This is a genomic window from Modestobacter sp. SYSU DS0904, assembly GCF_054051115.1.
Genome location: NZ_JBJHAQ010000008.1, coordinates 99,662 through 123,285, shown reverse-complemented (window position 1 = coordinate 123,285; position 23,624 = coordinate 99,662). Strand labels below are relative to the sequence as shown.

24 protein-coding genes are annotated in these 23,624 nt (G+C 76.3%); 18 read left to right on the top strand and 6 right to left on the bottom strand.

The annotated features are described in order from the left end of the window. The first annotated feature begins 2 nt into the window (after window positions 1-2). Complete coding sequence (locus ACI79U_RS08070) at window positions 3-1,121, top strand: D-alanine--D-alanine ligase family protein (RefSeq protein ID WP_457066490.1); 1,119 nt, start codon at window positions 3-5, stop codon at window positions 1,119-1,121. Then, on the top strand, window positions 1,118-1,786 hold the full coding sequence (locus ACI79U_RS08065; protein ID WP_457066488.1) for a hypothetical protein: 669 nt from the start codon (window positions 1,118-1,120) through the stop codon (window positions 1,784-1,786). The genes ACI79U_RS08070 and ACI79U_RS08065 overlap by 4 nt, the downstream gene beginning before the upstream one ends. Before the next feature lie 9 nt (window positions 1,787-1,795). On the opposite strand, the gene ACI79U_RS08060 is transcribed toward ACI79U_RS08065, so the two are convergent. Beyond that, a complete protein-coding gene (locus ACI79U_RS08060) occupies window positions 1,796-2,407 on the bottom strand; it encodes a DUF3515 family protein (RefSeq protein ID WP_457066486.1) in 612 nt (203 codons plus the stop codon). Between the two features lie 5 nt (window positions 2,408-2,412). Beyond that, complete coding sequence (locus tag ACI79U_RS08055; protein WP_411583667.1) at window positions 2,413-2,646, bottom strand: Lrp/AsnC ligand binding domain-containing protein; 234 nt, start codon at window positions 2,644-2,646, stop codon at window positions 2,413-2,415. Between the two features lie 107 nt (window positions 2,647-2,753). Between ACI79U_RS08055 and ACI79U_RS08050 the strand changes: the two genes are divergently transcribed. From ACI79U_RS08050 to ACI79U_RS08040, 3 genes are read left to right on the top strand one after another with little or no spacing between them, the layout of a single operon-like run. After that, window positions 2,754-3,776, top strand: coding sequence for a thiamine-phosphate kinase (locus tag ACI79U_RS08050; RefSeq protein WP_457066484.1), 1,023 nt, complete (start codon window positions 2,754-2,756; stop codon window positions 3,774-3,776). Continuing rightward, window positions 3,760-4,302, top strand: a complete 543-nt coding sequence (locus ACI79U_RS08045) for a GNAT family N-acetyltransferase (protein ID WP_457066482.1) — start codon at window positions 3,760-3,762, stop codon at window positions 4,300-4,302. Before ACI79U_RS08050 ends, ACI79U_RS08045 begins: the two co-directional genes overlap by 17 nt. Next, window positions 4,290-4,916 (top strand): cytidylate kinase-like family protein, encoded by a 627-nt coding sequence (locus ACI79U_RS08040; protein ID WP_457066480.1) that lies wholly within the window; start codon window positions 4,290-4,292, stop codon window positions 4,914-4,916. Before ACI79U_RS08045 ends, ACI79U_RS08040 begins: the two co-directional genes overlap by 13 nt. A 120-nt stretch (window positions 4,917-5,036) precedes the next feature. Here the strand turns inward: ACI79U_RS08040 and rpmB are convergent, their stop codons facing one another. After that, complete coding sequence (gene rpmB / locus ACI79U_RS08035; protein ID WP_438941656.1) at window positions 5,037-5,219, bottom strand: 50S ribosomal protein L28; 183 nt, start codon at window positions 5,217-5,219, stop codon at window positions 5,037-5,039. Between the two features lie 206 nt (window positions 5,220-5,425). Here rpmB and ACI79U_RS08030 point away from each other — a divergent pair, with 206 nt between their 5' ends. The 12 genes from ACI79U_RS08030 to smc all read left to right on the top strand — a co-directional run bounded on the left by ACI79U_RS08030 (window position 5,426) and on the right by smc (window position 18,042). Beyond that, window positions 5,426-7,036: a DAK2 domain-containing protein gene (locus ACI79U_RS08030; protein WP_457066478.1), complete on the top strand. Its 1,611-nt coding sequence runs from the start codon at window positions 5,426-5,428 to the stop codon at window positions 7,034-7,036. A gap of 1 nt (window position 7,037) precedes the next feature. Then, window positions 7,038-9,245, top strand: a complete 2,208-nt coding sequence (gene recG / locus ACI79U_RS08025) for an ATP-dependent DNA helicase RecG (RefSeq protein ID WP_457066476.1) — start codon at window positions 7,038-7,040, stop codon at window positions 9,243-9,245. Window positions 9,246-9,366: 121 nt separating this feature from the next. After that, entirely contained in the window at window positions 9,367-9,921 is a 555-nt protein-coding gene (gene rsmD / locus ACI79U_RS08020; protein ID WP_457066474.1) for a 16S rRNA (guanine(966)-N(2))-methyltransferase RsmD, read from the top strand. Continuing rightward, the gene (coaD, locus tag ACI79U_RS08015; protein WP_457066472.1) at window positions 9,918-10,403 is read left to right on the top strand and encodes a pantetheine-phosphate adenylyltransferase; all 486 of its coding nucleotides are present in this window, start codon (window positions 9,918-9,920) and stop codon (window positions 10,401-10,403) included. The genes rsmD and coaD overlap by 4 nt, the downstream gene beginning before the upstream one ends. Then, entirely contained in the window at window positions 10,400-11,089 is a 690-nt protein-coding gene (locus tag ACI79U_RS08010; RefSeq protein ID WP_457066470.1) for a hypothetical protein, read from the top strand. The genes coaD and ACI79U_RS08010 overlap by 4 nt, the downstream gene beginning before the upstream one ends. Window positions 11,090-11,224: 135 nt before the next feature. After that, a complete protein-coding gene (locus ACI79U_RS08005) occupies window positions 11,225-11,905 on the top strand; it encodes a YceD family protein (protein WP_457066468.1) in 681 nt (226 codons plus the stop codon). A 1-nt stretch (window position 11,906) separates the two neighbouring features. Next, complete coding sequence (rpmF, locus tag ACI79U_RS08000) at window positions 11,907-12,086, top strand: 50S ribosomal protein L32 (protein ID WP_153362036.1); 180 nt, start codon at window positions 11,907-11,909, stop codon at window positions 12,084-12,086. Window positions 12,087-12,109: 23 nt separating this feature from the next. Next, entirely contained in the window at window positions 12,110-12,862 is a 753-nt protein-coding gene (gene rnc / locus ACI79U_RS07995) for a ribonuclease III (RefSeq protein WP_457072785.1), read from the top strand. After that, entirely contained in the window at window positions 12,863-13,735 is an 873-nt protein-coding gene (gene mutM / locus ACI79U_RS07990; RefSeq protein WP_457066464.1) for a bifunctional DNA-formamidopyrimidine glycosylase/DNA-(apurinic or apyrimidinic site) lyase, read from the top strand. It abuts the gene before it with no gap. After that, the gene (locus ACI79U_RS07985; RefSeq protein ID WP_457066462.1) at window positions 13,705-14,022 is read left to right on the top strand and encodes an acylphosphatase; all 318 of its coding nucleotides are present in this window, start codon (window positions 13,705-13,707) and stop codon (window positions 14,020-14,022) included. Before mutM ends, ACI79U_RS07985 begins: the two co-directional genes overlap by 31 nt. 148 nt (window positions 14,023-14,170) lie before the next feature. After that, window positions 14,171-14,362 carry a hypothetical protein gene (locus ACI79U_RS07980; protein WP_457066460.1) on the top strand — a complete coding sequence of 64 codons (192 nt, stop codon included), beginning with the start codon at window positions 14,171-14,173 and terminating at the stop codon, window positions 14,360-14,362. Between the two features lie 113 nt (window positions 14,363-14,475). Beyond that, window positions 14,476-18,042: a chromosome segregation protein SMC gene (gene smc, locus ACI79U_RS07975; RefSeq protein WP_457066458.1), complete on the top strand. Its 3,567-nt coding sequence runs from the start codon at window positions 14,476-14,478 to the stop codon at window positions 18,040-18,042. On the opposite strand, the gene ACI79U_RS07970 is transcribed toward smc, so the two are convergent. Both ACI79U_RS07970 and ACI79U_RS07965 read right to left on the bottom strand, forming a co-directional pair. After that, entirely contained in the window at window positions 18,008-18,847 is an 840-nt protein-coding gene (locus ACI79U_RS07970; protein WP_457066456.1) for an endonuclease/exonuclease/phosphatase family protein, read from the bottom strand. The two genes, smc and ACI79U_RS07970, sit on opposite strands and share 35 nt — an antisense overlap. Then, the gene (locus ACI79U_RS07965) at window positions 18,844-20,523 is read right to left on the bottom strand and encodes an alkaline phosphatase D family protein (protein ID WP_457066454.1); all 1,680 of its coding nucleotides are present in this window, start codon (window positions 20,521-20,523) and stop codon (window positions 18,844-18,846) included. Before ACI79U_RS07965 ends, ACI79U_RS07970 begins: the two co-directional genes overlap by 4 nt. A 61-nt stretch (window positions 20,524-20,584) precedes the next feature. On the opposite strand from ACI79U_RS07965, the gene ftsY reads away from it, so the two are divergent. Then, a complete protein-coding gene (ftsY, locus tag ACI79U_RS07960) occupies window positions 20,585-21,793 on the top strand; it encodes a signal recognition particle-docking protein FtsY (RefSeq protein ID WP_457066452.1) in 1,209 nt (402 codons plus the stop codon). A 10-nt stretch (window positions 21,794-21,803) separates the two neighbouring features. On the opposite strand, the gene ACI79U_RS07955 is transcribed toward ftsY, so the two are convergent. Next, the gene (locus ACI79U_RS07955) at window positions 21,804-23,624 is read right to left on the bottom strand and encodes a SpoIIE family protein phosphatase (protein ID WP_457066450.1); all 1,821 of its coding nucleotides are present in this window, start codon (window positions 23,622-23,624) and stop codon (window positions 21,804-21,806) included.

The following is a 23,624-nucleotide window of genomic DNA, read 5'->3' as shown; positions in this document are numbered from 1 at the left end:
CGATGACGGGGAAGCCGGGCAAGACGAGGGTCGCGGTCGTGTTCGGCGGGCGGAGCGCGGAGCACGCGATCTCCTGCGTCTCGGCCGGCAGCGTGCTGGCCGCGCTCGACCCGGAGCGGTACGACGTGGTGCCGGTGGGCATCACCCGGGACGGCGGCTGGGTGCTGCACGACGGCAAGGCGCTGGCCATCGAGGACGGCCGGCTCCCCGAGGTCGCCGAGGGCACCCCGGTGTCGCTCGTGGGCGACCCGGCCGGGCGGGGCCTGGCGGTGCTGGACGCCGGTCAGGCCATCGGCCGGCTGACCGAGGTCGACGTCGTCTTCCCGGTGCTGCACGGCGCCTACGGCGAGGACGGCACCATCCAGGGCCTGCTGGAGATGTCCGGGCTGCCCTACGTGGGCTCCGGCGTGTTCGCCAGCGCGGCGTCGATGGACAAGGAGTTCACCAAGAAGCTCCTCGCGGCCGCCGGCATCCCGCAGGGCGACCACGTGGTGCTGCGCGACGCCGCCGGTGCGCTGCGCGCCGACCCGGAGCTGCTCGACGCCGCGGCGCGGGAGCGGCTGGGGCTGCCGGTCTTCGTCAAACCCTCGCGGGCCGGCTCCAGCATCGGCATCACCAAGGTCACCGACTGGGCGCAGTTCCCCGAGGCGGTGGCGACGGCGGCCGCGGTCGACCCGAAGGTGGTCGTGGAGGCCGCCGTCCCCGGCCGGGAGGTCGAGTGCGGCGTGCTCGCCCGGCCGGGCTCCCCGGTGCCCGACACCAGCCTGCCGGCGGAGATCCGGTTGCGGCCGGGCACCGACTGGTACGACTTCGACGCCAAGTACCTCGCCGACGCCGTGGAGTTCGACGTCCCGGCCGACCTCACCCCGGCGCAGACCGCGGCCGTGCAGGAGGTGTCCCGGCGGGCCTACCTGGCGATGGATTGCCGCGGGCTGGCCCGGGTCGACTTCTTCCTCGCCACCGACCCGGACACCGGCGACGACCGGCTGGTGGTCAACGAGGTCAACACCATGCCCGGGTTCACGCCGATCTCGATGTTCCCCCGGATGTGGGCGGCCAGCGGCGTCAGCTACCCGGAGCTGGTCGACCGGCTGGTGCGCAGCGCCCTGGACGCCGGATGACCTCCCGGCTGCTGCCACGCTCCGCGCTGGCGGCGGTCCTGCTGGCGGTCGCCCCGGCGTGCGCCGGCTGCGCCGACACCGCCGCCCCTCCGGAGGCGTCGACCGGCCCGGCCGTGAGCACGGCCGAGGCGCTGCCCACCGACGCGCGCGGCCTGGAGCGGCTGCTGGTCGACGAGGTGCCCTCCGGGCTGCCCCGGGTGCCCGACGACGACCTCGACCCGCCGGCGGGGGAGAAGACCGTCGACGACGTCGCCGGCTACGGCGAGGACGCCGAGCGGCAGCAGCAGGTGCTCAGCGAGTACGGGTACCTGCGCGGCTGGGAGCGGTTCTGGCGCGACGGGCCGCGGATCACCAGCGTCTTCCTCGACCAGTTCGACGGTCCGGACGGCGCCGCGGCCTACGCCGAGGACCTGGCCCGCAACGACGCCGAGTACTACGGCGGCACCCTGGACCGCTCGCCGGCGGGCCTGCCGGAGGACTGCGTGCTGATGGCGGTGCCCGAGGCGCTGCCCGAGCACGGGATGGAGGGTCCGCCGGCGTTCGCCTGGTGCACCCGCGGGGCCTTCACCGTGGCGGTGGCCTCGGTGCAGACCACGCCGGAGGAGGCGCGCGCCGAGCTGTCCGCCGTCGTCGCCGACCAGCTCGCCCAGCTCCCGGAGAACTGACCCCGTCGGTCAGTCGGCGGGGACCGGGTCGGTGTAGGGCAGCGTGGTGGCGATGATCGGGCTCAGCGCCTGCGGCAGCGAGCTGTCGGCGCTCGCCGGCACCCGCACCTGCACCGGCACCAGGCGATCGACCGTCGTCCACACGTTGGCCTCGGGGTCGGCGGTGTCGACCAGCCACTGGACGCCGCTGAGCTGGAACGCCGTCGTGTCCTCCTGCCCGGGGGCGACCGGGTCGACGCCGCAGACCAGCACCTGCGCGGGGTCGCCCCAGGCGGCGGCGAACAGCGAGTCGGAGTCGACCATCCGCGCGGTCTCCCCGGCCAGCTCCAGCGGCAGCTGGTCCATCAGCACCGGGCAGGCGAGCTCGGCCTCCGGCGTCACCTCCGGGGTGACCACCTCCACCGGCGGCAGGTCACCGCGCGGCGCCGACGTCGTGCCGGTGACCTCGGCCACCGCGCCGTCGTCCGGGTCGTCGTCGCCGAGCACGTTGACCAGCACGAGCAGCACGACCAGCAGCGGCACGGCGACGGCCAGCGCGATGAGCGCGGCCCGGCGCAGCGGGTCGGGCCCCGGCGCCGGGGACGGCGCGGGGGCGTCGGGGGAGTGCGGGGCGGTGCTCAAGCGGCTCAGATGTTGACGACGGGGCAGGTCAGCGTGCGGGTGATGCCGTCGACCGACTGGACCCGGGCCACGACCAGCCGGCCGAGCTCGTCGACGGAGTTCGCCTCGGCCCGCACGATCACGTCGTAGGGGCCCGTGACGTCCTCCGCCTTGGTCACGCCGGCGATCTCGCTGATGCTCGCGGCGACCGCGGCTGCCTTGCCGACTTCGGTCTGGATCAGGATGTAGGCGTGGACCACGGGTTGACCTTCCTCGGGCGTCACCACGTCGGCAACGGCTGGGGGCGATTCCGGCCTGCCGATCAGCAGGCCGATCGGCAACGTACCCCAGCGGCGGGAGGTGCCCGGTGACTCGGCCCCGTCCGCTGCTGCCCCGCCCCGATCCGGCCGACAACGTCGGGGTGGTCGGGGAGTTCGGCGTGATCGCCCGGGTGCTCGCCCGGTCCGGCTCGGCGCGGGTGGCCGAGGTCGGCCCCGGCGACGACGCCGCGGTGCTGCGCGTCCCCGACGGGCGGGTCGTGGCCTGCACCGACGTGCTGGTGGAGGGCCGGCACTTCCGCCGCGACTGGTCCTCGGCCGAGGACGTCGGGCACAAGGCCGCGGCGGTCAACCTGGCCGACGTCGCGGCGATGGGCGCGGTGCCCACGGCACTGCTCGTCGGGCTGGCCTGCCCGGCGGACACCCCGGCGGTCTGGCTGGAGGGCGTGGCCGACGGGATGGCGGCGGAGTGCGCGCCCTTCGGCGCCGCCGTCGTCGGCGGGGACACCACCGCCTGCGCCCCGGACTCCGTCTCCGTCGTCCTCTCGGTCACCGCGCTGGGTGACCTGGGCGGGCGGGCACCGGTCCGCCGCGACGGCGCCCGCCCCGGTGACGTGGTCGCCGTCGCCGGCCGGCTGGGCTGGTCGGCGTGCGGGCTGGCGGTGTTGCGCCGCGGCTTCCGCGCCCCGGCCGCGGCCATCGCCGCGCACCGCCGCCCCACCCCGCCCTACGCCGCGGGCCCGGCCGCCGCCGACGCCGGTGCCACGTCGATGTGCGACACCAGCGACGGGCTGCTCGCCGACGCCGGCCACCTGGCCGCCGACAGCGGTGTGGGCATCGACCTGGACCGTGAGGCGCTGACCGCCTTCGTCACCGGGCCGCTGCCGCAGGTGGCGGCGGCGCTGGGCGGCGACCCGCTGGGCTGGGTGCTCACCGGCGGTGAGGACCATGCGTTGGTGGCCACCTTCCCGCCCAGCGCGGTGCTGCCGGCGGGCTGGGTCGTCGTCGGCCGGGTGCACGACGACGCCTCCGGCGTCGAGGTGGACGGCCTGCCGGCCGCGCAGGTGGCCGCCGACCTGGGGGAGGGGACCGGGCATGTCCACTTCGGCTGAGCAGCCGGTGCGGGGGCAGGCACGGCTGCGGCCGGTCGGGTACGCCGACCCGGTGGCCCAGCAGCTGATCGAGCAGGTGCAGCAGGAGTACGTGGTGCGCTACGGCGGCCGCGACGAGGCCGTGGTCGACCCGGCGGAGTTCACCCCGCCGCGGGGGCTGTTCCTGGTCGCCGAGGTCGACGGGGTGCCCGCGGCGTGCGGCGGCTGGCGGGTGCACGACCCGGCGTCGGGCACCGTCGAGCTCAAGCGGATGTACGTGGCGCCGGCGTTCCGGCGGCGGGGGCTCGCGGCCCTGGTGCTCGCCGCGCTGGAGCGCAGCGCGGCCGACGCCGGGCACCGGCACCTGGTGCTGAACTCCGGCGACCGGCAGCCCGAGGCGCTCGCGCTGTACGCGCGGCACGGCTACACCCCGGCCGCCGGCTACGGCAGGTACGCGGACTCGCCGGAGGCGGTGTTCCTCGGCAAGTCGCTGGCGGACGGGGCCCGGCCGGCGGGGGACGGTGGGGAGGACGCATGGGCGTCGTGACGGTGTCGGCGTCGTTCGGCGCGGGCGGGGCGGAGATCGCCCCGGCCGTCGCCGCGCGGCTCGGGATGGCCTTCCACGACCGGATGATCCCGGCCCAGGTCGCCGGCCGGCTGGGCGTGCCGGTCGCCGAGGCGGAGGCCAACGACGAGACGGTCACCCGGGGCCTGTGGCGGCTGGTCACCTCGCTGGGCACCATGCCCGACCCGGTCGGCGGGGTGCTGCCCACCTCCACGCTGCCCGACGAGCGGGCCTACCGGGCGCAGACCGAGCGGGTGCTCGGCGAGATCGCCGACGGGGCCGGGGGCGTGGTGCTGGGCCGCGCGGCGGCGATGGTGCTGCGCGACCGCCCCGACGTGCTGCACGTGCGGCTGGACGGGCACCCGGACCGCCGGCTGGCCGCGGCGGTGGCGCACCTGGGCCTGCCCGAGGAGGAGGTGCGCCGGGAGCGGGACGCCGCCGACGCCGCCCGGAGCGCCTACGTCCGGCACTTCTACCGCTGCGACCCGGCCGAGGCCCGGCACTACCACCTGGTGGTGGACAGCACCGAGCTCCCGCACGACGCCGTCGTCGACCTGGTGGTCACCGCCGCGCGGGCGCGCGGCATCGGCGGCTGACCCGCAGGCGAGGACCGCGGGCACACGGAGGACTGCGGGCACACGAAAGACCCCGGAGGTCACGAGGACCTCCGGGGTCTGGTGTCCCGGCTGGAGCCGGGGACGATCAGTGCCGGGGCGTCAGCCCCGGACGACCTTGCCCGCGCGGATGCAGGAGGTGCAGACGTTCATGCGCTGCCGGCCACCGCCGGTGAGCGCAGCCCGCACGGACTGGATGTTCGGGTTCCAACGGCGCGGCGTGCGGCGGTGCGAGTGAGACACCGACATACCGAAACCGGGCCCCTTGCCACACACATCGCACACGGCAGCCACGGTGGATCACTCCCAGAAGTCGTTCAATGAAGTCGTTGTTGCAGCGTGGTCGTTCGGACACGGGCACACGAGTGCCCACACGCAGACTGGAGACCACTGTAGCCGGTCCCCGCGGCGGCTGTCGGACCGGCCGGGTCCGGCCGGTGCATCCGCGCCGGGAGCAGGGCCCGTCGGTGGGCGCAGGTAGCCTCCCGTCCGTGCTCCAGGCCCTCGACGAGGCAGCGGTCGGCCGGTGGAGCCGCGCCGTGGTCGACACGCTGTCGCGGTCCCGCGGCCAGCTGGACGAGCTCAACGTCTTCCCGGTGCCCGACGGCGACACCGGCACCAACCTCCTGCTCACCGCCGAGGCGGCGGCCACCGCGCTGCAGTCGGCCGCGGCGGAGTCCGCCGGCGGCGAATCGGCCTGGACGGTGCTCGCCCGCAGTGCGGTGCTCGGCGCCCGGGGCAACTCCGGCGCGATCCTCGCCCAGCTGCTGCGCGGCCTGGCCGACGGGCTGGCCGGTGCCGAGCGGGTCGACGGCCCGGTGTTCGCCGGCGCGCTGGCCACCGCGGCCCGCACCGCCTACGCGGCCGTGGCCGACCCCGCGGAGGGCACCTTCCTCACCGTGGCCCGCGCCGGGGCCGACGCCGCCGTGGCCGCGGTCGAGGCGGGCCGGGGCGGGCTCCCCGACGTCGTCCGGGCCGCCGCCGAGGGCGCGCGCACCGCGCTGCTGGCCACCCCCGGCCAGCTCGCCGTGCTCCGCGACGCCGGGGTGGTCGACGCCGGCGGGGCCGGCTGGTGCCTGGTGCTGGACGCGCTGGTCGGCACGGTCACCGGTGACACCCCGGTGCGCCCGCCACTGGCCGGCCGGCCCGACCGGCACCGGTCGGCCACCGCGCCGCTGGTCGGCCCGCCGGCGCCCGGCGCGGGCAGCGAGGTGCAGTACCTGCTCGCCGACTCCGACGAGGCCGCGGTCACCCTGCTCCGGCAGCGGCTGGCCGGGCTCGGCGACTCGCTGGTCGTCGTCGGGGTCGACACCCCCGGCGGGCGGGAGTGGAACGTGCACGTGCACGTCGCCGACGTCGGCGCCGCCATCGAGGCGGGCATCGAGGCCGGCCGGCCGCACCGCATCACCGTCACCCCGCTGGCGCCGGTGCGACCGCCGGCGGCCGCGCCCGGCGTCCGCGCGGTCGTGGCGCTGGCCTGCTCGCCGGGCCTGGCCGACCTCTTCGCCGGCGAGGGGGTCACCGTGCTCACCGCCCCGGTCGACGCCGTCGCCGAGGACGCCGTCCTGGCCGCGGTGCTGGGCACCGGCGCCGAGCAGGTCGTGGTGCTGCCCAACCACCCCGAGGTCACGGTGGTGGCGGCGCGGGCGGCCGAGCGGGCCCGCGAGGAGGGCCGCGACGTCGCCGTCGTGCCCACCCGCTCGGCGGTGCAGGGCGTCGCCGCGCTGGCCGTCGCCGACCCGGCGCGCCGGTTCGGTGACGACGTGATCGCGATGGCCGAGGCCGCGGCCGCGACCCGCTGGGCCGAGGTCACCGTCGCCGAGCACGAGGCGCTCACCTCGGCCGGCCGCTGCCGCGCCGGCGATGTGCTGGGCAGCGCGGACGGCGACGTCGTCGTCATCGGCGCCGAGCCCGCCGCGGTCGCCGCCGACCTGCTGGACCGGCTGCTGTCGGCCGGTGGCGAGCTGGCCACCGTGGTGGTCGGCGAGGAGGCGCTGGGGGACACCGTCTGCGCGCACCTGGCCGCGGTGCACCCCACGGTCGAGGTGGTGCGCTACCCCGGCGGCGAGGGCGCGCTCCCGCTGCTGGTCGGGGTGGAGTGAGATGCCGCTGGCGATGGACACCCCGCTGGGCAAGGTGGTGGGCCCCAAGACGGCGAAGGCGATGGCCGAGCAGCTGTCGCTGCACACCGTCCGCGACCTGCTGCGGCACTACCCGCGCCGGTACGCCCGCCGCGGTGAGATGAGCCGGCTGGAGGACCTCCAGGTCGGTGACCGGGTCACCGTGCTGGCCCAGGTGAAGAAGGTCAGCACGCGGCCGATGCGCCAGCGCCGCGGCTTCATCACCGAGGTCACCGTGGGCGACGGCGCGGGCAGCATGCGGCTGGTCTTCTTCAACCACCGGCACGCCCACCTCGAGGTCGGCGCGTGGGGGCTGTTCGCCGGCTCCGTCGGGAAGTGGCAGGGCGACCTGCAGTTCACCCACCCGGACTGCCACGTCATCACCGGGGACGACGACGACTGGGCCCGCGCGCTGGTGCCGATCTACCCGGCGAGCAAGGACGTCTCCAGCTGGGTGATCCAGAAGTCGGTGAAGATGCTGCTGGACGACGTGCGCTCGCTGGAGGCGGCGCTCGACGACCCGCTGCCCGCGCCGGTGCGCGAACGGCACGGGCTGGTCCCGCTGGCCACCGCGCTGCGCTGCAAGCACCGGCCGGAGTCCCAGGAGGAGGTCGACGCGGCCGACGAGCGGCTCAAGTGGGACGAGGCGCTGGTCCTGCAGGCCACGCTCGCCGGCCGGCGCCGCGCCGCCGCGCTGGAGCCCGGCATCGCCCGCCCGCGGACCACCGGCGGGCTGCTGGACGCCGTCGACGCCGCCCTGCCGTTCGCGCTCACCGACGGGCAGCGCGAGGTGGGGGAGGAGCTCGCCGCGGAGCTGGCCCGCGAGCAGCCGATGAACCGGCTGCTGCAGGGCGAGGTCGGCTCGGGCAAGACCGTCGTCGCGCTGCGCGCGATGGCCCAGGTCGTCGACGCCGGGGGGCAGGCCGCGCTGCTGGCGCCCACCGAGGTGCTCGCCGCCCAGCACGCCCGCAGCCTCGCCGCGGTCCTCGGGCCGCTCGGCCGGGCCGGGGAGCTCGACGGCGACCCGGCCGGCACCCGGGTGGTGCTGCTCACCGGCTCGCAGAAGGCCGCCGTCCGCCGGGAGGCCCGCGCCGCGGTCGCCGACGGCAGCGCCGGGATCGTCGTCGGCACCCACGCCCTGCTGCAGGAGGGGGTCGAGTTCGCCGACCTCGGGCTGGTCGTCGTCGACGAGCAGCACCGGTTCGGGGTCGAGCAGCGCGACGCGCTCCGGGCCAAGGGCAACCGCCCGCCGCACGTGCTGGTGATGACCGCCACCCCGATCCCGCGCACCGTCGCGATGACGGTCTACGGCGACCTGGAGACCTCCACGCTGCGCCAGCTGCCCGCCGGCCGCGGCGGGGTGTCCAGCTCGGTGGTGCCGGTCCGGGAGAAGCCGTCCTGGCTCGACCGCGCCTGGGCCCGGGTGCGGGAGGAGGTCGCCGCCGGGCGGCAGGCCTACGTCGTCTGCCCGCGCATCGGCGACCTCCCGGACGAGAAGGGCGCCGCGCGCGACGACGACGGCCCGGACGACGCCGACGGCGCCCCGCCCGAGGAGGACAAGGGCGGCGGCGACCGGCGGCCCCCGCTGGCGGTGCTCGACGTCGCCGAGGAGCTGCGCGCCGGCCCGCTGTCGGCGCTGCGGGTCGAGGTGCTGCACGGGCGGATGACCCCGGAGGACAAGGAGGCCCGGATGCGGGCCTTCGCGGCCGCCGAGGTCGACGTGCTGGTGGCCACCACCGTCGTCGAGGTCGGTGTCGACGTGCCCAACGCCACGGTGATGGTGGTGATGGACGCCGACCGCTTCGGCGTCAGCCAGCTGCACCAGCTGCGCGGCCGGGTGGCCCGCGGCAAGCACCCGGGCCTGTGCCTGCTGGTCAGCGAGGCGCCGGCCACCTCGGCCACCGGCCAGCGGCTGGCCGCCGTCGCGGCCACCACCGACGGCTTCGAGCTGGCCCGGCTGGACCTGGAGACCCGCCGCGAGGGCGACGTGCTCGGTGCCGCGCAGTCCGGGCGGCGGTCGGGGGTGCGGCTGCTGTCGCTGCTCGACGACGAGCAGCTGATCGCCGAGGCCCGGGTGGAGGCCACCCGGCTGGTCGAGGACGGCCGCGGGCTGGCCGACCACCCGGAGCTCGCCGCCGCCGTCGCCGCCCTGGCGCTGGACGACCGCGCCGACTACCTGGAGAAGGCTTGAAGGACCCCCGGAAGGAGCCCCTGCCCCCCTGGCCCCGTCCCGAGGCTCGCCCCGAGCCTGCGAGGGGTGAGGAGGACGGGGTCCTTCCACTCGCGGTGGGACCCTGCAGGGGGCCGAGAACGTGACCCGGATCATCGCCGGAACTGCCGGCGGGCGGCGGCTGAAGGTGCCGCGGGCCGGGGTGCGGCCCACCGGCGACCGCGCCCGCGAGGGGTTGTTCAACTCCCTGAACTCCCTGCTCGACCTGGACGGTGCCCGGGTGCTCGACCTCTACGCCGGCTCCGGGGCCCTGGGGTTGGAGGCGTTGAGCCGCGGGGCGGCGGAGGCGGTGTTCGTGGAGTCCGGGGCCGGCGTGCTGCCGGTGCTCCGCGCGAACATCCAGGCCGTGGGCCTGCCCGGGGCACGCGTCGTGCAGGGCCACGTGACCACCGTGGTCGCCGGGCCGGCGCCGGCGGCGTTCGACCTGGTGCTGGCCGACCCGCCGTACGCCGTCGGTGACGAGGAGGTGCTCGGGGTGCTGGGCTCGCTCACCGCGGGCGGCTGGCTGGCCCCGGAGGCGGTGGTGGTGGTGGAGCGGTCCAGCCGGGACCAGCCCTTCGCATGGCCGACACCGCTGACCGGGCTGCGCGATCGGCGCTACGGGGAGGCCGTGCTCCGGTACGGTCGCTCGTTGTGAGGCGCGCGGTCTGCCCTGGCTCGTTCGACCCGGTCACCAACGGCCACGTCGACGTGATCCGCCGCGCCGCCGCGCTGTACGACGAGCTGGTCGTCGCGGTGCTGGTGAACCCCGGCAAGGCGGGCCTGTTCGACGTCGAGGAGCGGATGGCGCTGCTGCGCGAGGCCACCGTCGACCTGCCGAACGTGGTCGTCGACAGCTTCTCCGGCCTGCTCGTCGACTACTGCAAGGCGCGCGACGCGCCGGTGGTGGTCAAGGGGCTGCGCGCCGTCGGCGACTTCGAGTACGAGCTGCAGATGGCGCAGCTGAACCGCGAGCTGGCCGGCGTCGAGACGCTGTTCGTGCCCACCGCACCCCAGGTCGGCCACCTCTCCTCCAGCCTGGTGAAGCAGATCGCCCGGTTCGGCGGCGACGTCTCGTCACTGGTGCCCGCGGCCGTCAACGACCGGTTGGTGGCCCGGGCCCGGGAGGCATCCGCATGACCGAGGTCGTGTACCGGCTCTACGAGACCGTGGACGAGCTGACCACGGTGATCGAGAACGCCCGCAGCGTGCCGATGTCCGGTTCCTGCATGGTCCCGCGCGACCACCTGCTCGACCTGCTCGACGAGCTGCGCGAGACGTTGCCGGAGGAGGTGCACGCCGCCGGCGCGATCGTCGAGCAGCGCACCGAGATCCTCCAGCAGGCGCAGGCCGAGGCCGAGCGGCTCACCGGGCGCACCCGCAGCGAGAGCGACCAGGTCGTCGCCGCCGCCCGCCGGCAGCGCGAGGAGATGGTCGGCACCGCCCGGCGGCAGCGCGACGAGCTGCTCACCCAGGCGCAGGAACAGGCCGACGACCTGCTGGCCCGGGCCGAGGCGGAGGCGGAGGCGATCGTCGCCGAGGCCGAGCGGCTGCGCGACCAGCTGGTCGCCGAGGGGCGGGCGCAGGCCGAGCAGCTGGTCGCCGAGGGGGCGGCCGAGAACGAGCGGCTGCTCACCGAGACCGAGGTGTACCGCACCGCCGTGGCCCGGGCCGACGAGCTCGGCGCCCAGACCGTGGCCGAGGTGGCCCGGATGCGCGCGGAGGTCGACAAGTACGTCGACACCCGGCTGGCCGACTTCGGGAACACCCTCGCCCACATGGCGCGTTCGGTCGAGCAGGCACGCAGCAACCTCAGGGCTCCCTGACCCCTGCGCGGCCCCGGCGCCCGGCGGGTGCCCGCCGGGGTCGGGTAGGCTGGACGTCTGTCCGGCTCCGTGCCGTCCCGCGCCGTCCGCGCGGGGCCGCGCCGGCACCCCACATCGACGACGACGAGTACTGACATGCCTGCTGCCTCTGCCCGCCACTCCGACGCCGCGTCCACCGACGCCCGGCGTCCCGCCGGCGACCCCGCCGCGACCGCCGCGGAGCGGGCCGCCGCCCGGGTCTGGAAGGTCGAACTGCGCGAGCTGGGCCGTCGGGCCGGCTCCATGCGCGAGTGGGACAAGACGCTGCCCGCCCCGGAGGGCTGGGGCGTGGAGATGATCGGCGTGCCCGCGGGCGAGCCGGTCCACCTGCGGCTGCGCCTGGAGTCGGTCATGGAGGGCGTCCTCGTCTCCGGCGAGGTCGACGTCCCCGTGGCCGGCCAGTGCGCCCGCTGCCTCGAACCGTTCACCGACACCCTCACCCTGGACGTCCAGGAGCTGTACGCCTACGAGGGCAGCACCACCGAGGCCACCAGCGGTGAGGACGAGATCCGCCGGATCGAGCACGAGACGGTCGACCTGGCACCGCTCGTCCGCGACACCGTCGTGCTCACCCTGCCGCTGTCGCCCACCTGCACGCCGGACTGCTCCGGCCTGTGCGTCGACTGCGGTGAGCGGCTCGACGACCTGCCCGCCGACCACTCGCACGAGGTGATCGACCCCCGGTTCGCCGGGCTGGCCGGCCGCTTCGCGCACCTGACCGACACCGCGGAGGGGTCCCAGTCCGGGTCCGCCCGCACCGACCCAGAGGAGAACTGACGTGGCCGTCCCGAAGCGGAAGATGTCGCGCGCGAACACCCGGTCCCGCCGTTCGCAGTGGAAGACGACCGCCCCCACCCTGGCCGCCTGCCAGAACCCCGCCTGCCGCGAGCTCAAGCCGCCGCACCAGGCCTGCCCCACCTGCGGTCAGTACGACGGCCGTCAGACCCTCGCGGTCTGACCCGCTCCGCCCCCGTTCCCGGCGTGGGTAGCTCGACCGCGACACCGGCCGACGGTGCGCACGCCGTCCAGGCCGCCCGCTGGCTGGCCGACGCCCTGGACGTCTCCCTCCCCGGTGACCTGCTCACCCTGGCGCTCACCCACCGGTCCTACGCCTACGAGCACGGTGGCCTGCCCACCAACGAGCGCCTGGAGTTCCTCGGCGACTCGGTGCTCGGGCTGGTCGTCACCGACGAGCTCTACCGCAGCCACCCCGACCTGCCCGAGGGGCAGCTCGCCAAGCTGCGGGCCTCCGTGGTGAACATGACCTCCCTGGCCAGGGTCGCCCGGTCCCTCGGCGACGGCGGCATCGGCCCGCACCTGCTGCTGGGCCGCGGTGAGCAGACCACCGGCGGCCGGGAGAAGGACTCGATCCTCGCCGACGCCCTCGAGGCGCTGATCGGCGCGATCCACCTGGGCCGCGGCCTGGACGTCGCCAGCTCCCTGGTGCACCGGCTCTTCGACCCGCTGCTGGCCGAGTCGGCCACCCGCGGCGCCGGCCTGGACTGGAAGACCAGCCTCCAGGAGCTGGGCGCCGCCCAGGGCCTGGGCGCGCCGGTCTACGAGGTGGAGGACGAGGGCCCCGACCACGCCAAGACCTTCACCGCCTCGGTGCTGCTGGCTGGCACGGCCCGCGGCCGCGGCTCGGGCCGGACCAAGAAGGCCGCCGAGCAGGAGGCCGCGGAGGCGGCCTGGCGGGCCCTGGCGGCCGAGTCCGGCTCGGACCCGGCGGCCTGAGTGCCCGAGCTCCCCGAGGTCGAGGTCGTCCGGCGCGGGCTGGAGCGCTGGGTCGCCGGCCGCACCGTCGCCGCGGTCGAGGTGCGCCACCCGCGCGCCGTCCGGCGGCACCTCGAGGGCGCCGACCACTTCGTCGCGGCGCTGACCGGCGCCACGTTCAGCGCCGCCCACCGGCGCGGCAAGTACCTGTGGCTGCCGCTGGCCGGGGCCGACGGTGCCCCCGCGGACCGCGCGCTCGTCGCCCACCTGGGGATGAGCGGCCAGCTGCTGGTGGAGAAGCGCAGCGAGCCCGACGAGGTGCACCTGCGGGCGCGCTTCCGCTTCACCGACGGCGGCCGCGAGCTGCGCTTCGTCGACCAGCGCACCTTCGGCGGCCTGGCCGTCGAGGAGACCACCGGCGAGGCGCTGCCGCCCCGGCTCGCGCACATCGCCATCGACCCGCTGGACCCCGGCTTCGACGAGGGCGCGTTCACCGCCGCCCTGCGCCGGCGCCGCACCGAGGTCAAGCGGGCGCTGCTGGACCAGACGCTGATCGGCGGAGTGGGCAACATCTACGCCGACGAGTCGCTGTGGCGCGCCCGGCTGCACGGCACCCGGCCCACCGACAAGCTGACCCGGCCGCAGGTCACCGCGCTGCTGGAGGGCGTCCGCGACGTCCTCGGTGAGTCGCTGGCCCAGGGCGGGACGTCGTTCGACTCCCTGTACGTCGACGTCAACGGGCAGAGTGGCTACTTCTCCCGGCACCTGGCCGTCTACGGGCAGGAAGAGCGGCCCTGCCCGCGGTGCGGCACCGCCGTCGTCCGGGAGCAGTTCATGAACCGGTCGAGCTACAGCTGCCCGCAGTGTCAGCCCCGTCCCCGGCGGCGGTCGTGACCGCGGGGGCGACCGACGGGCGGCGACGGGTGGTCACGCTCGTCGACGGGCTGGTCCAGGGCGTCGGCTACCGGTTCTTCGTGCGCCGGGCGGCCACCGCGCGCGGCCTGGCCGGGTCGGCGACGAACCTGCCCGACGGCCGGGTGGAGGTCGTGCTGGAGGGCCCGGCCGACGACGTCGCCGCGGTGCTCGCCGCGCTCGACGGACCCGACGCCCCCGGCACGGTGCGCGGCGTAGAGGCCCGGGACGACGTGGTGCAGGGGGTCCACGGCTTCACCACGGGGTGACCAAGACGACATCCACCCGACACGGGGACGCGGTGGTCGAGGCGTTGACCCAGGTCGAGGTGGGTGTCACCCTGAGACGACCAGCCCGTGCAGACCGCCTTCGGCGGTGCGCGGGAACCACCTCATGTCTGCGAGAGGCCGCTCAGTCATGGCCAAGGCCCTGTTCGGTTCCGTCGTCGCTCCGCACGAGCTCCGGATGGCCCAGGAGAACGCCGCGCTGCGGGCGCGGGTACGCCGCCTGGAGGAGGAGCTCACCGTCCTCCGCGAGGAGCGCGACAACGTGATCGCCCGCGAGCTGCTCTCCCTGGCCGACGAGCAGACCGCCCCCGCGCTGGCCTGATCGGCCGCCTCGGCACCACCAGCCCCGGGCGCCCCGCGAGCCGGGGTCCTGTCGGTGTGCTCGGTTAACGTCGGGTCGGCACCCGTCCCGCCGGCCACCGGAGTCTGCTCACCGTGCACCTGTCCAGCCTGACGCTCAAGGGCTTCAAGTCCTTCGCGTCGCCGACGACGCTCCGTCTGGAGCCGGGCATCACCGCCGTCGTCGGCCCGAACGGCTCGGGCAAGTCCAACGTCGTCGACGCGATCGCCTGGGTGCTCGGCGAGCAGGGGGCCAAGAGCCTGCGCGGCGGCAAGATGGAGGACGTCATCTTCGCCGGCACCGCCGGCCGCCCGGCCCTGGGCCGCGCCGAGGTCACCCTCACCATCGACAACGCCGACGGCGCCCTCCCGATCGACTACACGGAGGTGTCGATCACCCGCCGCATGTACCGCTCCGGGGAGAGCGAGTACGAGATCAACGGCGACAAGGTCCGCCTGCTCGACGTCCAGGAGCTGCTCAGCGACTCCGGGATCGGCCGGGAGATGCACGTCATCGTCGGTCAGGGGCAGCTCGATGCCGTGCTGTCCGGCCGGCCGGAGGACCGCCGCGCGTTCATCGAGGAGGCCGCCGGCGTCCTCAAGCACCGCAAGCGCAAGGAGAAGGCGCTCCGCAAGCTCGACGCGATGCAGGCCAACCTCGACCGGCTGGCCGACCTCACCGCCGAGCTGCGCCGTCAGCTCAAGCCGCTGGGTCGGCAGGCCGAGATGGCGCGCCGCGCCGCCGGCGTGCAGGCCGACCTGCGCGACGCCCGGCTGCGGCTGCTCGCCGACGACCTGGTCGGCCTGCGTGACGCGCTGGACAAGGACGTCGCCGACGAGACCGCCGCCCGCGCGCGGCGGGCGGTCGTCGAGCAGGCCCTCGCCGAGGCATCCCGCGCCGAGGCTGCCCTGGAGCGGCAGCTGGCCGCCGACGCCCCGCAGCTGGCCGCCGCGCAGGAGGCCTGGTACCGGCTCTCCACCCTGGGGGAGCGCTTCCGCGGCGTCGCGCAGCTGGCGGCCGAGCGGCACCGGCACCTCTCCGCGGCGCCCCCGGCCGGCCCGGCCGGCCGCGACCCCGATCAGCTCGACGCCGAGGCCGACCGGGTGGAGACCACCGAGCGCGAGCTCGCCGCCTCGCTGGACGCCGAACGGGCCCGGCTCGCCACGGCGGTCGCGCTGCACACCGACGGGGAGGCCGCCCTCGCCGAGGCCGAGCGGGCGCTGGTCGCCGCCGCCCGTGCACTGGCCGACCGGCGCGAGCAGCTGGCCCGGCTCTCCGGGCAGGTGGCCGCCGGCCGGTCCCGGGCCGCCGCCGGGGAGGCGGAGATCGAGCGCCTCGCCGCCGCCGCGGCGGAGGCGACCGAGCGGGCCGAGGCCGCCGCCGAACGGCTGGCCCAGCGCCGCGACGAGCTCACCGAGGACGCCGGCGACGACACCGACCTCGCCGCGGCGCACGCGGCGGCGGTCACCGCGCACGCCGACGCCGTGCGCACCGTCACCGAGCTCACCGCCGCCGAGCGCGCCGCCGAGCGCGACCGGGCCGGCGCCCAGGCCCGCCGCGACGCGCTGGCCCTCGGGCTGGCCCCCGCCGACGGGGCGGCCGCCGTGCTCGCCGCCGGGCTCCCCGGCGTGCTGGGCCCGGTCGCCGACCGGCTCACCGTCACCCCCGGCGCCGAGGTCGCGCTCGCCGCCGCGCTCGGTGGCCTGGCCGACGCCGTCGTCGTCGCCGGGGTCGCCGAGGCCGCCGACGTGCTCACCCACCTGTCCGGCGGTGTCGGTGGCCGGGTCGGCCTGCTGGTCACCGGGGGTCTCCCGCCGGTGGCCCGCGACGGCTGGCCCGAGCTGCCCGACGGCGCCCGCTGGGCCCTGGACCTGGTGCAGGCCCCCGCCGAGCTGGCGCCCGCCCTGGCCCGGGCGCTGGAGCGGGTGGCCGTCGTCGCCGACCTCCCGGCCGCCGTGACGCTGGTGCGCACCCACCCCCGGCTCCGGGCGGTCACCGGGGCCGGTGACCTGCTCGGCGCCGACTGGGCCACCGGTGGCCAGGCCAACGCCCCCTCCGGCCTGGAGGTGCGCGCCCGGGTCGAGGAGGCCGCCGCCGCGCTGGAGCAGGCGACCGCGCACGCCGCCGACCTCGCCGAGCAGCTCGCCGTGGCCCGGCAGGTCGCCACCGAGCGCTCCGCCGACGTCGACACCACCCTGACCGCCCGCCAGGCCGGCGACCGGGCGCGCTCGGCCGCCGCGGCGGAGCTCGCCGAGCTCGGCGCCGCCGCCCGCTCCGCCGTCGCCGAGGCCGACCGCCTCGACGCCGCTCGGGTGCGGGCCGAGCAGGCCCACGAGCAGGCGGTCGCCGGACTGGTCGAGCTGGAGGACCGGCTGGCCGACGCGGAGGCCGCGCCGGTGGCGGAGGAGCCCTCCACCGAGGAGCGGGACCGGCTGCGCGGCGAGGCCACCGCGGCCCGCCAGGCCGAGACCGAGGCCCGGCTGGCGGTCCGCACCGCCGAGGAGCGGGTGCGCTCGCTGGCCGGTCGGGCCGAGTCGCTGCGCCGGCAGGCCCGGGCCGAGCGCGCCGCCCGGGAACGCGCCGCCGCCGCCCGCGCGGCCCGGGAACGCGGTGCCCGCGTGGCCGCGGGGGTGCGCGCCGGCGCGGAGGAGACGCTGGCCGCCCTGACGACGTCGCTGGCCCGGGCCGCCACCGAGCGCGACGCCCTCGCCGAGGCCCGCACCGGCCGGGAGGCCGAGCTGCTGGCCGTCCGGGCGCGGGTGCGGGAGCACACCGCCGAGCAGGACCGGCTCACCGACGAGGTGCACCGCGACGAGGTGGCCCGCGCCGAGCAGCGGCTGCGGATCGAGGCGCTGGAGGCCCGGGCGGCCGAGGAGTACGGCGTCGACCTGCCCACCCTGGTCGCCGAGTACGGCCCGGCCGCCGCCGTCCCGCCGACCCAGGCGGAGGTGGCCGCGGCCGAGACGGCCGGTGAGCCCGAACCGGAGCCGGTGCCCTACGACCGGGCCACCCAGGAGCGCCGGGCCGCCCGGGCCGAGCGCGACCTGGCAGCGCTGGGCAAGGTCAACCCGCTGGCGCTGGAGGAGTTCGCGGCGCTGGAGGAGCGGCACACCTTCCTCGCCACCCAGCTGGAGGACCTCAAGAGCACCCGCCGGGACCTGCTCACCGTCGTCCGCGAGGTCGACGCGCGCATCCACGAGGTGTTCGCCCAGGCGTTCGCCGACACCCAGCGCGAGTTCGAGCAGGTCTTCGGCACGCTGTTCCCGGGCGGGGAGGGGCGGATCTTCCTCACCGACCCCGACGACCTGCTCACCACCGGCGTCGAGGTCGAGGCCCGCCCGCCGGGCAAGAAGGTGAAGCGGCTGTCTCTGCTGTCCGGTGGGGAGCGGTCGCTGACCGCGGTGGCCCTGCTGGTGGCGATCTTCCGCGCCCGGCCGTCGCCCTTCTACGTGCTCGACGAGGTCGAGGCGGCCCTGGACGACGTCAACCTGGGCCGGCTGATCACGCTCATCGAGCAGCTGCGGGGCACCTCGCAGCTGATCGTGATCACCCACCAGAAGCGCACGATGGAGATCGCCGACGCCCTCTACGGGGTCAGCATGCGCGGCGACGGGATCACCGGGGTGATCAGCCAGCGTCTCCGGGAGCTCCAGGCGTCGTAGCCGGAGCCACCGCGAGGTCGACCAGCAGCGGGTGGTGGTCGGAGGTGCCCGCCCCGTCGAGCACCCGGGCGTCGGCGACCGCCACCCCGGGGGTCACCCACACCTGGTCGATCCGCACCCGCGGACGGCGGGCCGGGTGCGTGAGGCCCGCGTCGCGCCCCCGGGAGAACCGGGAGGTCTGGTCGCTGCGCGCGGCCGCCTGCTCCCAGGCGTCGGAGAGCCGCGCGCGCAGCGACGCCAGCTCCGGGGCGCCGGCGTCGGCGTTGAGGTCACCGACCAGCACCCCGGGCTCCGCCGCCCCCGCGTGCAGCTCCGCCACCGCGGCGGCCTGGGCGGCGCGATCGGCCGGCGACCGGCTGGACAGGTGCGTGGTGGTCACCCACAGCGCCCCGCCCGGCAGCCCGACCCGGCTCCGCAGCGCGCTGCGCGGCTCGCCGCCACCGGGCAGCGGGTGGACGTCGGTGGTCAGAAGCGGCAGCCGCGACAGCAGCGCGTTGCCGTACTGCCGCCGCTCGCCGTCCCCGTCGCTGCCCCCACCACCCGGCTCGTCGATCGCCGGACCCCAGGCCAGCGCCATGTCCAGCGCCCGGGACAGCAGCTCGGCCTGGTCGACCCCCTCGCTGCGCGGCCCGAAGTGCCGGTCGACCTCCTGCAGGCAGATGAGGTCGGCCTCGGCGTCGGCCAGCAGCCGGGCCAGCCGGGGGAGGTCGTGCCGGCCGTCGTCCCCGACGCCGTGGTGCACGTTGAAGGTGACCAGCCGGACCGGGATCGACGGCCCCGCCGGGCCGGGCGCGCGTTCGGTCATGCCCCCAGGGTGGCCGATCTCCCGGACAGCCGCGTGTCCAGCACCTGGGTGAAGTGCTCGGTGCCGTCGGCGTCGCGGGAGGTGGCCCACAGCATGAACCGGGCGTCCCGGCCGTCGAGCACCAGCTCGCCGAGCTCGTTGCCGAAGAACGGGCCGGCCTGCTTGCGCCACCGCAGGGAGCTGGGGGCGACCCGGGCCAGCCGGGTCAGCGCACCGGTGAACGCCCGGGCCCAGCGGCTCCAGCCGAGCCGGAAGCCGATCTCGATGACGTGCGGGGCGGCGTTGTGCAGCGGGGAGACGGTCAGCTGGTGGATCCGGCTCTCCGTCCCCCCGGGGCACACCAGCTCGGCGGCGTACGCGTGGTGGACGTCGCCGGAGAGCACCAGCGCGGTCGCCGGCGGCCGGCCGCGCTCGCCCCGCCCGACCTCGAGCAGCGTGCGGCCCAGCCGCTCGAAGGACTGCTCGAACGCCGCCCAGTGCTCCAGGTCCGCGGCCTGGCGCAGCTTCTCCATCAGCCGGCCCAACGGACGGCCGGCGTGCCGCACCGACAGCGTCTCGTTCCACCGCTCGATGTCGTGCACCGCGTGCGGCAGCAGCCAGGGCAGCGAGGTGCCGATGAGCAGGTGGTCGACGCCGTCGGCCACCGCCTGGGACACCGCGGCGTCGACCCAGGCGAACTCCTCGTCGTCGACGATCTTCCGGTCCGCCTCCTCCAGCGCGCGGCCGGCCCGGGTGTCGACCATGACCAGCCGGGCCGGCCCCCAGTGCCGGACGTAGCTCCACCGCACGGTCAGCGGCTCCTGGTCGGCGGCGCGGGCCATCTCGTCGAGCATCGGCCCGGCGTCCTCGCCCGGGGACGCCAGGATCGCCTGCCAGGTCTCGTTCCCGGTGAGCTCGCGCGGGGAGAGGTTGCCCAGGTGCTGGTAGACCCAGTAGCTGACCAGCCCACCGCAGATCCGGCGCTGCCACCAGTCGCTGGGCGTCACCTCGGCCCGCCAGGCGGCGGAGGTGTTCCAGTCGTCGATCATCTCGTGGTCGTCGAAGACCATCGACGAGGGGATCGTCGACAGCAGCCAGCGCACCTGCGCGTCGCTCCAGGACTCCGCGTAGAGCCGGCCGTACTCCTCGAAGTCCGCCGCCTGCGCGCCCGGCGGCTGGGACAGGTCGCGCCGCGCCGCCATCCAGCTGCGGGTCGCCGGGGTCACCTCGTCGGCGTAGACCTGGTCGCCGAGCAGGACCAGCGCGTCGGGCCACTCCTCGTCGGGCATGGCCAGCAGCCGGCGGGCGTAGGCGTCCAGGGCGTCCGGCGGGATGTTCTCCCGGACGTCGACCGACGTCGGGGTCGCGTACCGGCAGGAGCCGAAGGCCAGGCGGAACGGGCCGGGGCGGCCGGCGGTGCGGATCCGGCTGGCCGGGAACGCCGACTGCGCCGGCGGCCACACCCGGACGTCGTCCAGGTGCACCTCGTAGGGGGTGCTCGAGCCCGGCTCCAGGTCCTCGACGACGACCAGGGCGTAGTGGTGCCCGTTCACGCAGAAGGTGCGGGCCGTGCGGCCGAGCACGGACACCTCGCAGGCCCGGTCGGTCTCCACCCACACGGTCGCCGAGACCGGGTCGACGTGCCGGAGCAGCGGCCCGAGCAGCAGCAGAGGTCGGGGGCCGGGCGTGTCGGGCATGGGAGACAGCCTGCCCCATGAGGCTGTGCCGCGGCGCGGAGCAGGCTGGGAGACTGCCTGCATGGAGTTCGTGGAGTTCGTGCTGATCGCGGTCGCGATCCTCGTCGTCGGGCTGGTGACCGCCGTCGGTCTGCTCGTCGGCCGGGGAAAGCGCACCACCCGGCTGGACGACGACGCCGCGTCCGGCACCACGCTGACCCGGCCCCGCCCACCCCAGCCCACCGCCCCGCCCACCGTCCCGCCGGAGCGCTCCGGGTCGACCGCCGTCGACCCGGCCGACCTCCCGGTCGCCCCGCCGGTCGAGCTGCCCCCGGCCGAGCCGGAGCCGGGCCTGGTCTTCGAGACCCCGCCGCCCTCGGCCGGCCGGCTGGTCCGGATGCGGTCCCGGCTGGCCCGGTCGCAGTCCTCGCTGGGCCGCGGGCTGCTCACCGTGCTGGGCCGGGAGAAGCTGACCGAGGACGACTGGGAGGAGATCGAGGAGACCCTGCTGGCCGCCGACGTCGGCGTGGCCGCGACCACCCAGATCGTGTCCCGGCTGCGCACCCAGAGCCTGGTGCTGGCCACCGCGTCCGGGGAGGAGCTGCGGCAGCTGCTGGTCCGTGAGCTGACCGCCGTCCTCGGCCCCGACCTGGACCGCACCCTGCACACCGACCGGCACGACGGCCGCCCCGCCGTCGTCCTCGTCGTCGGGGTGAACGGCGCCGGGAAGACGACGACGGTCGGCAAGATCGCCCGGGCGCTGGTGGGCGACGGCAAGAGCGTGCTGCTGGGCGCGGCCGACACCTTCCGCGCCGCCGCCGCCGACCAGCTGGAGACCTGGGGCGAGCGGGTGGGCGTGCTCACCGTGCGCGGCAAGGAGGGCGGCGACCCGGCGGCGGTGGCGTTCGAGGCGGTGCGCACCGGCATCGAGGGCGAGGTCGACACCGTGCTGGTCGACACCGCGGGCCGGCTGCACACCAAGTCCGGACTGATGGACGAGCTGGGCAAGGTGAAGCGGGTCGTGGAGAAGCACGGCCCGGTCGACGAGGTGCTGCTGGTGCTGGACGCCACCACCGGCCAGAACGGCGTGGTCCAGGCCCGGGTCTTCACCGAGGCGGTGCACGTGACCGGGGTCGTGCTGACCAAGCTCGACGGCACCGCGAAGGGCGGCATCGTCGTCTCGGTGCAGCGGGAGCTGGGCATCCCGGTGAAGCTGATCGGGCTGGGGGAGGGGCCGGACGACCTGGCGCCCTTCGAGCCGGAGGCCTTCGCCGAGGCGATCGTCGGCTGACGCCGCCCGGTCAGTCCGGGCCGATGCGCAGCGCGAGCAGGGCCACGTCGTCGGCGAAGTCCGGCGCCATCCGCGCCAGCAGGGCGTCGCAGAGTTCGTCCACGGGGGTGCCGACGAGCTGGGCGGCTGCCGTGACCAGCCGGTCCAGGCCCTCGTCGAGCGTCGCGTCCCGGCGCTCGACGAGGCCGTCGGTGTAGAGGATGACGGTGTCCCCGGGGCACAGGTCCACCGCGTGGTCGGACCGGGGCGTGCCCGGGTCCACGCCCAGCAGCAGGTTCCGGGGACGCTCCAGCAGCTGCGCGGCGCCGTCGGCCCGGACCAGCACCGGCGGCAGGTGGCCGGCGTTGGCCCAGCGCAGCGTGCGCATGCCGGCGGCGGCCTGCTCCGGGGTTTGCTCGACCCGGGCCAGCACGGTGGTCACCAGCGTGGTCACCCCCAGGTCGTGGACGGCGTGGTCCAGCGCGGTCAGCACCGGAGCGGGCGCGGCGTCCAGGGCGTGCGCGATGCCGCGCAGCAGGTTCCGCAGCTGGCCCATGGCGGCCGCGGCGTCCCGGTCGTGCCCGGTGACGTCGCCGATGACCAGGGTGGTCGCGCCGTCGGCGGAGGGGAAGGCGTCGTACCAGTCGCCGCCCACCTGGGCCTCACGGGCGGCCGGCCGGTAGCGCACCCCGATCCGCAGGCCGTCCGGCTGGGGCGGTGCGGTGAGCAGCGAGCGCTGCAGCGCCTCCGCCAGGCTGCGGGTGGCGCGGGCCTGCCGCCGCTCCTCCTCCAGCCGGGCGACCCGCTCGACCGCCTGCGCGCACTGCGCCGCGTAGGCCTCCAGGACCCGGAGCTCCTCGTCCCCGAACGTGCGCGGTCCGGCCCAGCCGACCGTCCACGAGCCGAGCAGCCGGCCGCCGGCGCGCAGCGGGAGCGCGGCCCAGGACCGCACCCCCCAGCCCTCGGCCACCCGGGTGGTCTCCACGTCGGACCAGCCGCTCAGCGTCGCGTCGCGCACGATCCGGGGTGACCCGGCTGCGGCCGCGGCCATCGGCAGGGGTGAGTCGGGGGCCAGCTCGGCGGTGGAGAGCCGACCGTCGCGGAACTCGGTCAGGACCAGCGTGCGCCTGCCGGGCCGGGCCAGGGCCACCGCCGCCGTGTCGACGGCGAGCGCCGCACGGCCGCGGTCGAACAGCAGTTCCAACAGCTCCTGCGTGGTCTCGGCCTGGGCGAGGGCGGAGACGGTGGTCGCGAGCTCGGTGAGCGTCCGGGCGGTGTGCCGTTCACGCTCGCCGACCTCCCGCAGCCGGGTGTTCAGCTGCTCCAGCTCGCGGGCGCGGCTGAACAGGTCGGACTCCACCTGGGCCACCCGGTGCTGCCCGCGGGCGGCCTCCCGGCGGGCCTCGTCGCGGTCCCGGACGTAGTCGGTGATGTCGTCCGAGCGGTGCAGCAGGAAGGCGACCTCGCCGTCGTCGTCCAGCACCGGCACGTTGCGCGGGCTCCAGAAGCGCTCCTGGTAGGTGCCGTCGGGCATCCGGATGTCGTACTTCTGGATCGCCATGGTGACCGGGCGGCGGGTGCTCCGGGCCTCGGCCAAGGAGGCGGCGAAGTTGGCGATGCCGTCGGCGGCCGGGTCGTCCGGGTTGGCTGGGAACAGGTCGAACACGTGCCGTCCGACGTTGTCCGCCACCGTCGTCGCCGTCACCTCCCGGCGGGCCTGGTTGGCGCGCACGATCACCAGGTCGGGGGTCATCAGCAGCAGCGGCGCGGGCGCCACCTCGAAGACGCGGGCGTAGTCGGGCATCGGGAGCGTGTCCGGCTCCACCCGGTGCGGCGGACGTCCCTCTGCCAC

Excerpts from the sequence above, each read along its gene's own strand:
- ACI79U_RS08045 (WP_457066482.1), top strand. The coding sequence starts at position 3,760 with ATGTCCACTTCGGCTGAGCAGCCGGTGCGGGGGCAGGCACGGCTGCGG.
- ACI79U_RS08010 (WP_457066470.1), top strand. The coding sequence starts at position 10,400 with ATGACCGAGGTCGTGTACCGGCTCTACGAGACCGTGGACGAGCTGACC.
- ACI79U_RS08065 (WP_457066488.1), top strand. The coding sequence starts at position 1,118 with ATGACCTCCCGGCTGCTGCCACGCTCCGCGCTGGCGGCGGTCCTGCTG.
- ftsY (WP_457066452.1), top strand. The coding sequence starts at position 20,585 with ATGGAGTTCGTGGAGTTCGTGCTGATCGCGGTCGCGATCCTCGTCGTC.
- ACI79U_RS08040 (WP_457066480.1), top strand. The coding sequence starts at position 4,290 with ATGGGCGTCGTGACGGTGTCGGCGTCGTTCGGCGCGGGCGGGGCGGAG.
- ACI79U_RS07970 (WP_457066456.1), bottom strand. The coding sequence starts at position 18,847 with ATGACCGAACGCGCGCCCGGCCCGGCGGGGCCGTCGATCCCGGTCCGG.
- recG (WP_457066476.1), top strand. The coding sequence starts at position 7,038 with ATGCCGCTGGCGATGGACACCCCGCTGGGCAAGGTGGTGGGCCCCAAG.
- ACI79U_RS08005 (WP_457066468.1), top strand. The coding sequence starts at position 11,225 with ATGCCTGCTGCCTCTGCCCGCCACTCCGACGCCGCGTCCACCGACGCC.
- ACI79U_RS08070 (WP_457066490.1), top strand. The coding sequence starts at position 3 with ATGACGGGGAAGCCGGGCAAGACGAGGGTCGCGGTCGTGTTCGGCGGG.
- ACI79U_RS07965 (WP_457066454.1), bottom strand. The coding sequence starts at position 20,523 with ATGCCCGACACGCCCGGCCCCCGACCTCTGCTGCTGCTCGGGCCGCTG.
- ACI79U_RS07980 (WP_457066460.1), top strand. The coding sequence starts at position 14,171 with ATGGCCAAGGCCCTGTTCGGTTCCGTCGTCGCTCCGCACGAGCTCCGG.